Source organism: Trinickia sp., from assembly GCF_051961175.1.
Classification (GTDB): domain Bacteria; phylum Pseudomonadota; class Gammaproteobacteria; order Burkholderiales; family Burkholderiaceae; genus Trinickia.
Window position 1 is genome coordinate 1 of record NZ_JBQCDN010000394.1, and the last position, 11,997, is coordinate 11,997.

At 61.1% G+C, this 11,997-nt stretch carries 10 protein-coding genes; 4 read left to right on the plus strand and 6 right to left on the minus strand.

The window, feature by feature from the left end; genetic code table 11:
- Positions 1-915 (minus strand): alkaline phosphatase family protein (locus tag ACTHL0_RS22415; protein ID WP_440569106.1); only part of this gene is annotated, 915 nt, incomplete at its 3' end.
- Between the two features lie 315 nt (positions 916-1,230).
- On the opposite strand from ACTHL0_RS22415, the gene ACTHL0_RS22420 reads away from it, so the two are divergent.
- Positions 1,231-2,010 (plus strand): Fic family protein, encoded by a 780-nt coding sequence (locus ACTHL0_RS22420; protein WP_440569107.1) that lies wholly within the window; start codon positions 1,231-1,233, stop codon positions 2,008-2,010.
- Between the two features lie 95 nt (positions 2,011-2,105).
- Here ACTHL0_RS22420 and ACTHL0_RS22425 read toward each other — a convergent pair whose 3' ends face one another.
- The 4 genes from ACTHL0_RS22425 to ACTHL0_RS22440 form a co-directional block, all read right to left on the minus strand.
- The gene (locus tag ACTHL0_RS22425) at positions 2,106-3,266 is read right to left on the minus strand and encodes a porin (RefSeq protein ID WP_440569117.1); all 1,161 of its coding nucleotides are present in this window, start codon (positions 3,264-3,266) and stop codon (positions 2,106-2,108) included.
- A gap of 387 nt (positions 3,267-3,653) precedes the next feature.
- On the minus strand, positions 3,654-4,562 hold the full coding sequence (locus tag ACTHL0_RS22430; protein ID WP_440569108.1) for a YihY/virulence factor BrkB family protein: 909 nt from the start codon (positions 4,560-4,562) through the stop codon (positions 3,654-3,656).
- Positions 4,563-4,704: 142 nt separating this feature from the next.
- Complete coding sequence (locus ACTHL0_RS22435; protein WP_440569109.1) at positions 4,705-5,253, minus strand: GNAT family N-acetyltransferase; 549 nt, start codon at positions 5,251-5,253, stop codon at positions 4,705-4,707.
- A gap of 73 nt (positions 5,254-5,326) precedes the next feature.
- Positions 5,327-5,800, minus strand: coding sequence for an Lrp/AsnC family transcriptional regulator (locus ACTHL0_RS22440; RefSeq protein ID WP_440569111.1), 474 nt, complete (start codon positions 5,798-5,800; stop codon positions 5,327-5,329).
- A gap of 150 nt (positions 5,801-5,950) precedes the next feature.
- On the opposite strand from ACTHL0_RS22440, the gene ACTHL0_RS22445 reads away from it, so the two are divergent.
- From ACTHL0_RS22445 to ACTHL0_RS22455, 3 genes are all read left to right on the plus strand, one after another.
- On the plus strand, positions 5,951-9,481 hold the full coding sequence (locus ACTHL0_RS22445; RefSeq protein ID WP_440569119.1) for an indolepyruvate ferredoxin oxidoreductase family protein: 3,531 nt from the start codon (positions 5,951-5,953) through the stop codon (positions 9,479-9,481).
- A 271-nt stretch (positions 9,482-9,752) separates the two neighbouring features.
- A complete protein-coding gene (locus ACTHL0_RS22450) occupies positions 9,753-10,355 on the plus strand; it encodes a DUF1326 domain-containing protein (protein WP_440569113.1) in 603 nt (200 codons plus the stop codon).
- A gap of 22 nt (positions 10,356-10,377) precedes the next feature.
- The gene (locus ACTHL0_RS22455) at positions 10,378-11,148 is read left to right on the plus strand and encodes a DUF2182 domain-containing protein (RefSeq protein WP_440569115.1); all 771 of its coding nucleotides are present in this window, start codon (positions 10,378-10,380) and stop codon (positions 11,146-11,148) included.
- 379 nt (positions 11,149-11,527) lie between these two features.
- Here the strand turns inward: ACTHL0_RS22455 and ACTHL0_RS22460 are convergent, their stop codons facing one another.
- Positions 11,528-11,971, minus strand: coding sequence for a hypothetical protein (locus ACTHL0_RS22460; protein WP_440569121.1), 444 nt, complete (start codon positions 11,969-11,971; stop codon positions 11,528-11,530).
- Between the last annotated feature and the right edge of the window lie 26 nt (positions 11,972-11,997).

The window sequence follows — 11,997 nt, forward strand, 5'->3', positions numbered from 1 at the left end:
CGCGCCCACCACATTCGACATCGTGCTGCGTGCGCAACCCGTCGTGCCGTTGCCGTTCTTCGTCGACAGGTTGAAGCCGCCCATGAAGCCGCCCCACGTGATGCTCTTCGCGTTGAGCAGATCGCCGATGTTCTTGCCCGTCATGAGGGCTTGGTCGGTCGTGCTCGAGCACAGATCGGCGCCCGGATCGACGTCGTTGATCATCGTCAAGCCGCCTTGGCCGTCGGCCGTGTAATACGAGCTGCGCGACGATTTGACGATCTGCATGCCGTTCGTCTGGCCGGAAATCGCTTCGAGTGCGCCGGGCGTGGACGGGCCGTACGTGTCCGTATACGCGTTATCGCTCATCGCGAAGTTTTGCGCGTAGTTCCACATTGCCGTCACGGTATTGCCGTCGAAGTAGCCCATGACCTGGCCGGTCGTGCCGAATGCGCCCGCGCCGCCGCTCGTGCCGTTACCCGTGAACTTCGGGAAGAGATCCATCAGGCCGTTGTCGGACGCTTGCTCTTCGGCCGTGTAAGCGTGGTTCTGGTCGGCCGTTGCGGCTTGTGTGCGATCGAGACGGAACGGGTTCGTCGCGCCCGTGCCGTTCGTGGCATTCGTCGAATTCACGTTGGCCGTCAGCAGCGTGCCCGAGAGGCCGTTGACCGCCGGCGTGCCCGCGACAGCTGTGAAAGACGGTTCGCCCGCGGGGTTCGTCGCGTTCGGATACGTCGCGAAGTAGTGGTCGAACGAGACGTTTTCGCCGTAGATCACCACGACGTGCTTGATCGGCGTCGCGGTCGGGGTGAGGTTTTGAAGGCTGAGCGCGGCGGTAGCCGACGGGTTGTCGAAGTGGCTGCTGCTGCCGCATGCGGCCAGTACGGCGAGCGACGCGACAGCCACTGCGACGGGGAGAAGCTTACGGCGAAACATGGGGACGCACTCCTGGTTTGTCGCCGCCGCAAGCCCCCTGGCGAGATGTCGTCATTCGATCCTGAGAGAATGACAGCGAAGGGCATGCGGTGAACGATGGCTATTTTTTGGAAGAACGTCGCATTGGACCATGTACATGTTAAGTATCCGAGACACCTGGCTTTCAACTCTATTGCTCTTGCTTTCGGCTTCGTTTGAGTTTGCCGGCATATGAGCAGTGCCCCGCGAGCCGGGAAATGCGGCGGCTGGGGCTACGGTATGATGTGCGCGTCATCGGCGCGGGCGTGCCGAATAGGTTGGATGAAGGTGAGAGTGATGAAGCTTTTCGAGGCACTGGGGTTCCGCTGGGATCGTGCTGTTATTCCCAGCCATATGGCGACGCACTCGATCGAGCGGGTCTGTTTTCGCTTCCACAAGATGCTCCCGGAATTCGTGTGGGACGCAGGCGTGCTGGAGGGCAATCCATTCACGTTTCCTGAAGTCAAAACGCTGCTGGACGGCATTACGGTAGGAGGCCGGAAGATCTCGGATCAGGAACAGATCCTGAACTTGGTGGAGAGCTCGAAATACTTACTCAAGCTGGTCAGGGGCGGGCAGTTTTCTCTGGATAAGGCCACGTTCACTCACCTGCACTCGCTCGTGGCCCGCAATGAGGCGCTGGAGTGGGGGCATTTCCGGGGTGAAGGCGACGAGTGGAACTACACCCCCGACGTGGGCTTGGGCGAGCATGGGCGCCACACGCCGCTGCCGACGATCAAGGGCGGCGCGAATTTGGACGATGCGTTCCGGCTGGGTGTGGATGCGCTCAATCTTGATGTGCCGGACCCGTTCGAAAGAGGCGCGGCGTTCTTTCTCTTCGGCGCGCTACAGCAGTTCTTTTTCGATGGTAACAAGCGCACCTCGCGATTCATGATGAACGGGGTACTCATGTCGCATGGGATCGATGCAATCAGTATTTCGGCTGCAAAGGCGCAAGCGTTCAACGAAAAGATGATCCGTTTCTACCTCCACCGCGACGGCAGCGAGATGATGCAGTTCCTCGTGGATTGCCATCCCGAGGCCGGACAGATTCGCGTGCCGAATCCGCAGAGCTGATCTGCTTCATAAAAAAAGCCAGCCGGAGAAGCGCCGGCTGGCTCGATACTGCGTACTGCTTAGTTGTTGTCTCGTCGATTGCTCGAACGAACTTATTAGAACTTGTGGCGCAGGCCCAGTGCGACGAGCTCTTGCGAGTTCGTGCCGTTGTAGCCGTACGAGCCGATCGAGGCTTGTGCGGCTGCGCCGCCAGCCGTGTTGCCCTTCGCGTGTTGATACGCGCCAACGAGGTACACGTCGGTGCGCTTCGACAGGTTGTAGTCGGCGCCCAACGAAGCTTGATGGTACGTAGCCGACGAATCGCCGCTCGACTTCATGTACGTGTAGCCCACGCCAAGCAACAGAGCGGCCGTGGCTTGGTAGTTGAAGAAGCCGCTGCCCGAGTTGTACTTCTCGGTCGAGCCGAACGTCGAGAAGCCGTCCGGCTTGTACTGCGCGTTGCTGTAGCTCAGGCCCATCGTGAACGGACCAACCGTGTATTGGCCGGCGACGCGAGCGATGCCGATCGACTTCGCCGATTGGTAGCCGTCGTTGATGACGTCGCCATCGAACGGACCGTCCGACGTGCCACCCCAAGCCGAGCGACGGCCGGTTGCGGCCGACAGCGTGTTCGTGTTGTCGGCGCGGAAGTAGCCTGCGGCCACGGCGATCGGGCCATTGTTGTACGACGCTGCGAGCGACCACGTTTGGCCCGAGCCCGTCGAACCGGCCACACCGCCGAATGCGTACAACGCTTCGGCCTGGAAGCCGGCATAGTTAGGCGTAACGTACTTGATCGCGTTGCTCGTACGCGAGCTGTTGTCGTAGTTGTCGACATCGCCCGGCGTGGCGAACGTGCTACCGAAGTAGTTGTCGGCCGTGATGCCTTGGACCATATCGACCACCGGGTCATACTGGCGGCCGAGCGTCAACGTACCGAACTGCTGGCTGGTCAAACCGACGAAGGCTTGACGGCCGAATTCGCGCGAGCCTTGGCCCAGCGTGCCGTTTTGCGGATTGAAGCCGTTTTCCAATTGGAAGATCGCAGCCAGGCCACCGCCCAGATCTTCTTGACCCTTCAAGCCCCAGCGCGTGCCGGCCAAGTCGCCGCCGCTTGTATTGCCGAGCGCCCACAGGTTGTTGCTGCCCTCTGCGTGGTGCACGTACGTCAGCGAGTTATCGATCACGCCATACAGGGTGACGCTGCTCTGAGCTTGCGCTGCGCCGGCCGCGCCGAGCAAGGCGAGCGAGAGGGTTGACAAAGCGATTTTTTTCATCATTTCTCCACGCGAAGCGTTTATTAGACTGTTGCGGGGTGGAGAATAGCGCAATGTCCCTGAAAGGCTGAAAGGAAAAAAGAATACTGTCGCCAAAACGAAACAGCCTCGTTCGACTGGCTGCAGAAACCGCATATCAAATTATTGCTGCCTTTGAAATACTGAATTAGAAAAAGCGCAAAACTGCGGCGCCACGGCGCAAGTTTTCCCAGCATTCGGGCGCAAAGCACAGCGTTGATACCGGTAGCGGGCATTCCGAGGGCAAGGTGTAGAGCATGCTTTGCGGCATGGCGGTGCGGGATGCACTTGACAGCGACATCGTGCCCCGCAGCGGCGCAAAGCCGTAACTGGACAAAATCGACGAAATATGTCCTCGCGTATAGCGCGTTAATAGTCAGATCTATTTGTCTGTCTACGTAAATGGGCAACCATGCGGCGGCGCCCTCTGGCCGCCGCGTATTCGGCGCCGAGCAATAGGACCGCGGCGGAGAAGTACAACCACATCAATAAAACCGCGAGGGAGCCAGCAGCGCCGAATGCATTGGACAGCCCCGCATGGGCGAGATAGAGCGCGAACAGCTTCTTTCCCGCCGTGAACAGCAAAGCAGCAACGACGCCGCCCGTCAGTGCGTCGTGCCATGCGACGTGCGCGTCCGGCAGGAACTTGAGCAGCGCCGCGAACGCAAAGGCCAGCGCAATGATGCCCAGCGCCAATTGCAGGATGTCGCCGATGACGACGAAGGGCGTGCCGCCCAACAGCCACTCGCCGATATAGCTGACGACGGTGTCGAGCACGAGCGAGACGATCGCCAGGAACGCGACGCCCAGCACGAGGCCGAACGAAATCAAGCGCACTTTGACGAGGGCCATGACGGTCGAGACGCGTTGCGACGAATCGGCCGGCCAGACTATCGAAAGTGCCGTGTTCAACGAAGCGAATGTGGCCGACGCGCCGAGCGCGAGCGCGACGAATGATATGAAGGCTGCAAATCCGCCTGTGCCGCTGTGCGAGCGCGCATTCGCAACGATCATCTGAATCGCGGCGGCAGCTTCGTCGCCGATCAGCAGATGCGCGTCTTGAAAGATTTGCCCGCGTATCGCATTCGTGCCGAAGAACCAGCCCGCGACGGCGATCACCATGACGAGCATCGGCGCCAGCGAAAACGCCGAATAAAAGGCGATGCCGGCGGCCATCGTCGTGCAGCGGTCGTTACCGACATGTTGTACCGCATCGGCCGCGCAGGCGCCTTCGTTGCGCGCGGCGCGCGGCAGGTCACGCAGCGTAAATGAAGCCATCGATCGCCCCTCACTGACGCGTCCCCGATGCGCTTCGCCGTTGCAGGCAGCATGCCTGTTCGGGCGCGTTCGATCTGTCGCTATTCAACGGGTTCGCGGATCGGGGGGGACGGGCTGCGAGTAATGGTGTGCGGTGCGCATCCTATCGACGATCGGTTCGTAAAAGCCCGTAGATCGCGCCATCCGAGATTTCGCCGTCAATGATCCAGCGTTCGCGCAGCAGCCCCTCTCTGACGAAGCCCAGGCGTTCGAGGACGCGCGCCGATGCGGCGTTGCGCGGGTCGATCTCCGCTTCGATGCGATGCAATTGCAACAGATCAAACCCGCAATCGACGACGGCACGTGCCGCTTCGCTCATGTAGCCGTTACCCCAGAACGGGCGATGCAAACCGAAGCCGATTTCGGCGTGCCGGGAGGTGACATCGGCGTTGAAGAGACAGCAGGTGCCGATCATTTCCCGCGTCGCGGCGAGTTCGATGGCCCAGAACAAGTCGGTATCGGCGGCTGAACCCTGGATCCGGCGCGTCAGGTAATCGACGGCTTGCTCGATCCCCGTCATGACGGGAAAGGACCAATAGCGCATGAATTCGACATCCGAATACATCGCGAACATCGGGATGGCGTCTTCTGCTCGCGGCGGGCGCAGTGTCAGGCGTGCAGTGGATAGCGTGGAGGCGTCGCGTAGCGGCACGGGTATGCGGAAATACTGGGCAGGGCGTGTTGGGCAGTGTAGCTGTAAACACTGCGCAACGTTGGGCAATGAATCAATCGTCCCGGGGTTTGACCGGCAACGCCGTCTTATAGTGCACACGCCTTAGCGCAACCGACGTATTGATGTCTTTCACCGTATCGATTTTCGACAGCTTCTCTACGACGAATTTTTCCAGGCTGGCGATATCGGGCACGACCACCCGAAGCATGTAGTCGAAATCCCCTGTCATCAGGTAACACTCCATCACTTCTTCGAAGGTGGTGACCTCTTGCTCGAAGCTCTTCAGCAGCGGCGCGCGCTTTTTGTCGACTGCGACGGACACATACGCGCTGACGGAGAACCCCGCCTTCTCCTGATCGAGAAGCGTGACATGGCGGCTGATGATGCCGTCTTCTTCCAGTAGGCGTATGCGCCGATAAAACGGCGATAGCGATAGACCAAGCGATTCCGCGAGGTCGGCTGCCTTGACGTGGGCGTCTTGCTGCAACGCCTGAAGAATACGGACGTCGATCCGGTCGAGCTTCATTGACCCGTTTCCCTGAATTAAAAAGAAAGGAGACGTTGGCAAAAATTGCTAAGAAGCGTGAGTTTGTGCGCCGAGGTTAGCACATATCGCTTTTGCGGCGTCCATAGAATCGACTGCACGAACACACAGAATTGGAGACATCGCGTGAACATGCGAGTACCGGAACTCGGGCGGGAGATCGATCGCGAATACGAGTTGGGCGATCGTTATCTTCGGGAGAATGGGACCGTCTTTCTCACCGGGACGCAAGCGCTGGTGCGCATCCTGATCGAGCAGGCGCGACGCGACGCGCGCTCGGGCGTACGCTCGGCCGGGTTGGTTTCCGGCTATCGGGGGTCCCCGCTCGGGGGCCTGGATCAAGAGTTGTGGCGGCAGAAAAAGCTGCTGACTCAGATGGACATCCGCTTTGAACCGGGACTCAACGAGGACCTTGCGGCGACGATGAGCTGGGGCGCCCAACAACTCGATGCGTTTCCGGGAAAGCGCGTGGATGGCGTCTTCTCCATGTGGTACGGCAAAGGGCCGGGCGTCGATCGAACGGGCGACGTGTTTCGCAGCGCGAACGTATTGGGAACGTCGCGGCACGGCGGCGTATTGGCCGTGGCCGGCGACGATCATGCCGCACAGTCGTCGATATTCCCGCATCAAACCGACCACGTTTTTGAAGGCGCGATGATGCCTATCATCTTCCCTGCGTCGGTCGAGGAATACATCGAATTCGGTTTGGCCGGCTATGCGATGTCACGCTTCTCGGGGCTATGGGTCGCTTATAAGGCGATTACCGAGACCGTGGAGAGCGGCCGCTCGATGCGGGTGGGCGAGCGGGCAGCTCCGGTTGGCGGCTTCGTCGAACCGGCGGACATCCAGATTCCACACGGTCGTGGCTTCAATTACGACCCGAAGTTGCGGTGGCCCAGCGAACGGGCTGAGCTGGAGCGACGGCTCATCGAGGAGCGACTCCCGGCCGCGCTCGCGTTCGCCCGCGCCAATCCCTTTGATAAGGTGATCGTGCGCCCCCGCCATGCCAGAGTTGGCATCATCACAGTGGGTAAAGCCCACGGTGATCTGCTTGCCGCCCTTTCGAGGCTGGGACTGGACAGCGCGGAACTCGAGCGCCTTGGCATCGGTATCTACAAGGTGGGGATGACATGGCCGCTCGAGTGTCGCGGCGTGCGGGCGTTCGCGAATGGCATGTCCGCCTTGATGGTCGTCGAGGAAAAGCGCTCGTTCGTCGAACGTCAGATCACAGAAGCGCTGTACAACTTGAGCGCCGCGGAGCGGCCCGAAGTCTTTGGCAAGCAACTGCGCGACGGGCGCGTCCTGGTGCCGGCCACGCTCGAGCTGTCGCCGGTGCAATTGACGCAAGCCGTGACAAAGTTTCTGGCGTACGTCGGCATCGAACGCCCACCGGCCGCTCCCGAACTCCAAGCTCAAGCAACTCGAAAATCGATACCGATTCTTGGCGCCAAGGAAGCAACGCTGCTGACGCGCAAGCCGTTCTTTTGCGCAGGTTGCCCGCACAACACGTCGACCAAACTGCCCGATGGCTCTTACGCGGCGGCCGGTATCGGCTGCCACATCATGGCGCTTGGTGAAGGTGGTGCGACCGCTACGCTCTGTCAGATGGGTGGCGAAGGCATGCAGTGGGTCGGTATGTCGACTTTCACCGACATGCCACACATGTTCGTGAATCTCGGCGACGGGACGTATCAGCACTCGGGTAGTTTGGCGATTCGCCAAGCGGTCGCCGCCAGAGCGAACCTCACCTACAAAATCCTGTTTAACGACGCTGTCGCGATGACGGGCGGTCAGCCTACCGAAGGCGGACTGACGGTGCGGCGAGTGGTGGACCAGGTGCTCGCCGAAGGCGTTGCGAGTGTGAGCATCGTCACGGACGACATCGAGAAATACGCCACGTCCGACGCCGTGCCCGCGACCGTCACCGTGTTGCACCGGGACGAGCTGGATGGGCTGCAGCGCCGCTTGCGCGCAAGAAAGGGCGTTTCCGTCATTGTGTACGAGCAGACTTGTGCGGCCGAAAAGCGGCGTCGACGCAAGCGGGGAACGATGGCGACGCCACCGGCTCGTGTCGTCATCAATGCGGATGTCTGCGAAGGATGCGGAGACTGTTCCGTTCAATCGAACTGCATTGCGGTCGAACCGCTCGACACCGAGCTTGGGCGCAAGCGCGAGGTCAATCAGTCTTCATGCAATAAGGACATGTCGTGCACGAAAGGTTTCTGTCCGAGCTTCGTCACGGTGGAAGGCCTGCAGCCTCGCAAGCCCGATCGGAGTCGGATGGAAGCGATCGAAGCGGAGCTGCGTAACGGACTCGAACAACCGAGTGCCGTTCCCCCGGAAATCGAGCGTCACGCACGCATCGTCGTGACCGGCGTCGGCGGCACCGGGGTGGTGACGATTGGCGCGGTGCTGGCGATGGCGGCGCATCTCGAAGGGCGGGGGGCATCGACGCTCGACTTTACCGGCTTGGCCCAGAAGAACGGGGCGGTCTTGAGCCATGTGCAAATCGCCAGCAGCCGGGGCGAGATTACGGCGTCGCGGATCGAGTCGCGCAGCGCAAACGTTCTGATTGGCTGCGACGCAGTCGTCGCCGCTTCGAACGACGCACTGACGCGTGTGATGCATGCGTCGACGCACGCGGTGATCAACACGCACATCACGCCGACCGCCGATTTTGTGACGAACGGCGATCTTGCGCTGAGCGAAGCCGCTCATCAAAGCGTGATTAAAGCGGCAGTGGGGGAAGCCACATCGTCGTTCTGGAATTGCACTGCCGCAGCGGAAACTATTTTCGGCGATTCCATTGCGTCGAACATGATGATGGTGGGCTTTGCCTATCAGAAAGGCTTGATTCCTTTGTCGGAAGAGGCCATCGCGAGGGCGATCGAACTCAACGGCGCAGCGGTCGAGATGAACAAGCGTGCGTTCCTGTGGGGGCGGTTTATTGCGCGAGACGCGCATGCGGTCGACAAGCTCCTCTCCCTGCCGGCTTCGCAGCAAGAGCCGTTCGATCTCGATCGGTTCGTGCGGGCGCGCACGAAGGACTTGGTGGCCTATCAGAACCCTGCTTACGCTAAGCGCTATGAGCAGCTTGTCGACAAGGCGAAAGCGGCCGAGCGCCGCGTTCCGGGAACCTGCGGCGAGCTGACCGAGGCGGTTGCCAGAAGCTATTACAAGGTGCTCGCTTATAAGGACGAATACGAGGTGGCGCGCCTTCACACAGACGGAAGTTTCCGGCGCCGATTGGCCGAAACCTTCGAAGGGGACGGCAAGTTCACGTATCACATGGCGCCTCCGGTGCTCTCGCGCCGCGATGCGAAGACGGGGCGCCGGATCAAGCTGGCGTTCGGCGGTTGGTGGATGACGCCCGCCCTTCATGTCCTGAAGCACGGCAAAGCACTGCGCGGAACGGTAATCGACCCATTCGCTCGCCAGAGCGATCGAAAAGTGGAGCGCGCGCTGATTCGAGAGTTCGAAGACGACGTGGAACTCGCTCTATCGAACCTGTCGCCGCATAACCATCGGGCGGCCGTCGAGTTGGCCTCGCTTCCGATGTCCGTCCGCGGTTTCGGACCGATCAAGGAAGCCAACTACAAGGCTGTTCAACCGCTTCGCCACAAGTATCGAAACGCATTGCTGGACAGCTTGTGTCGCGCCTGAAGGCAAACCGCATCGATTCGAGGAGCAATCATGTTGATCAAGGATCAGCTTTTGTTGTAACCGGAGGCGGCTCGAGCGTGGGCGCAGAAACCGCCACTGAACACTGCACCCGGGTAGACAGTCTCCACCCTCCGGCCATTTCGACCTAGACTTGAACTGATTTGCTCGCCGGGGTCGGCGTTCGATGGCGCCACCTACGTGATGCAAACGCGTCATCCCCGAATGCAATCAGCGCGCGCACCCGCGTGTCCGCAGGACGGAGGTCAATGCCATGGCAGAGAACTGGAAGGTCGCCGGTACGTATTTCGAAAGCTGCAACTGTCAGGCGCCGTGCGCGTGCGTTTGTCTCGGCCCGCCGTCGGATGGCGACTGCGCGGTGCTGATCGGTTGGCACGTGGATCAAGGCGCGTTCGCCGGCGTGTCGCTGGACGGGCTCAACATCGCTCTTTTCGCGTATTCGCCGGGTCACATGCTGCAAAACAATTGGAGGGTGGCGCTCTATCTTGATGAACGCGGGACGCCACAGCAGCAAGAAGCATTGGGCAAAATATTCTCCGGTGAAGCCGGGGGGGCGCTTGCCGCGCTTACTCCGATGATAGGCGAGGTGATGGGCGTCAAATCAGTCGCGATCGAGTACCGGATCGACGGGAAGCGTCGCAGCCTTCGCATACCCCAAGTCGCGGATATCGAAATCGAGGCGTTGCCCGGTCAGGATGGCGGTGACGTCACCATCAACAATCATCCGCTGACCCCGGCCCCGGGATTTGCGGCGGTAATCGGTAAATCGAAGCGCTTCCGGTTCACCGACCACGGTTTTTTCCGAGAAATCTCAGACCGAAACGGGTTTTATTCGCCATTCGCCTACCATGGCTGAGCCCGGTATTCGAAGTGGGTTCATGGCGCGGCGGCTGCCGGCGCGGGATCGCGCGATCATATTGGCGGGAGTCGCGGCCGCCGCGACGCTCGCCTGGGCCTACCTGCTTTATCTGAGTTGGGGCATGCAGCACATGGAGGCGGGCGCCGACATGGCCGTCATGCCGCGCATGACGGATTGGGGCGTCGTCGATGTTCTGCTGGTGCTGGCGATGTGGGCCATCATGATGGCCGCCATGATGCTTCCATCGGTCATACCGATGACACTGAGTTTCGCGTTCCTGAGCCGTCAGCGGCGCGTGAAACGACTTCCGTATGCACATACGAGCGTATTTGTTCTTGGCTATCTGGCCGCGTGGTCCGGCTTCTGCCTTTTCGCGACCTTCGCGCAATGGGGCTTGCTCGAGGCCCGTCTCGTTACACCGATGATGGTGAGTGCGACCCCGCTGTTTGGGGGTACGCTGCTCGTCGTTGCCGGAATCTTCCAGCTGACACCTTTAAAGCACGCGTGCCTCAGCAAGTGTTCGTCCCCAATCCGTTTTCTTCTGACTGAGTGGCGTGACGGCACCCGTGGTGCCTTGATCATGGGGTTCCGCCACGGGACCTATTGCGTCGGCTGTTGCGGCGTACTCATGGCGCTGCTTTTCGTGTTTGGCGTCATGAGCGTGCTTTGGGTTGCCGCGCTGTCGATTTTCGCGATGCTCGAAAAAATGCTGCCGCAAGCGCGCTGGCTATCGTTGGGGAGCGGCCTGCTATTGGTTGGCTGGGGTGTCGTAGTTGCAACGACGGGGTGAGCGGCGGAGCGAACCGATTGGCAATCAAGGTCAACGCCGTCCGCTTTGATCGATCCGTTGGCGGTACGTAGGCCGCGCTAAAGCCCGCCTCACCCAATCGGGGCTTGAGCGCGCTGCTTATCGCTTCATGAGACGAAAGATGACCTGAGAGATGGCCTGGGTCGCGGGCTGCGGCATGAGCGCTCAGGCCCGGTTAGATGAGCCGCTGTCTCCAATACTGTGGCACGGAACAGTCGACGATCGACGACGCGCGCAACGTCGCATTCGGTGCGCATCCATAGGTCTTGGGGGCAATACGGAATACGGCTCCGATATCCCCGCGAGCCGTAGGCTCATGCTGCCCGGCCGCGCAGGGCCCGGCAGCATGAGGGGCGACGTTTTAGTCGCGATAGTGGCGGCGGTGGTGCCGGCCGCGATGACCACCGTGATAGTCGTTGGCGTAGGAGTTCGCGCGGGAGATATGGCCGCCGAGCGCCGAGCCGGCTCCGCCGCCGGCTGCCGCACCAATGATGCCGCCGGCGCGTCCACCCATCGCGTTGCCGGCCGCCGCGCCTGCGCCGCCGCCAAGCGCGCCGCCGACGATGGCGCCCGTGCGCTCGCGGCGATTCGATGTAATGGCGCCGCCTGCGCCGCCGCCGACCGCACCGCCGATGATCGAGCCGGTGCTGCCGCCTACTGCGCCGCCTACGGCGGCACCCGCTGCGCCACCGAGCGCGCCGCCAAGTGCGTTATTCAAGTCGCTGGCGAGCGCAGGCAGCGACGTCAATGCGGCCAAGGCCACCAAGGTTGCCGACACGGCGGTTCGGGCATTTTTCTTCAGCATTTCAGGGTCCTCTTGCCATTGTTGGA

Excerpts from the sequence above, each read along its gene's own strand:
- ACTHL0_RS22420 (WP_440569107.1), top strand. The coding sequence starts at position 1,231 with ATGAAGCTTTTCGAGGCACTGGGGTTCCGCTGGGATCGTGCTGTTATT.
- ACTHL0_RS22425 (WP_440569117.1), bottom strand. The coding sequence starts at position 3,266 with ATGAAAAAAATCGCTTTGTCAACCCTCTCGCTCGCCTTGCTCGGCGCG.
- ACTHL0_RS22430 (WP_440569108.1), bottom strand. The coding sequence starts at position 4,562 with ATGGCTTCATTTACGCTGCGTGACCTGCCGCGCGCCGCGCGCAACGAA.
- ACTHL0_RS22440 (WP_440569111.1), bottom strand. The coding sequence starts at position 5,800 with ATGAAGCTCGACCGGATCGACGTCCGTATTCTTCAGGCGTTGCAGCAA.
- ACTHL0_RS22445 (WP_440569119.1), top strand. The coding sequence starts at position 5,951 with ATGCGAGTACCGGAACTCGGGCGGGAGATCGATCGCGAATACGAGTTG.
- ACTHL0_RS22450 (WP_440569113.1), top strand. The coding sequence starts at position 9,753 with ATGGCAGAGAACTGGAAGGTCGCCGGTACGTATTTCGAAAGCTGCAAC.
- ACTHL0_RS22455 (WP_440569115.1), top strand. The coding sequence starts at position 10,378 with ATGGCGCGGCGGCTGCCGGCGCGGGATCGCGCGATCATATTGGCGGGA.
- ACTHL0_RS22460 (WP_440569121.1), bottom strand. The coding sequence starts at position 11,971 with ATGCTGAAGAAAAATGCCCGAACCGCCGTGTCGGCAACCTTGGTGGCC.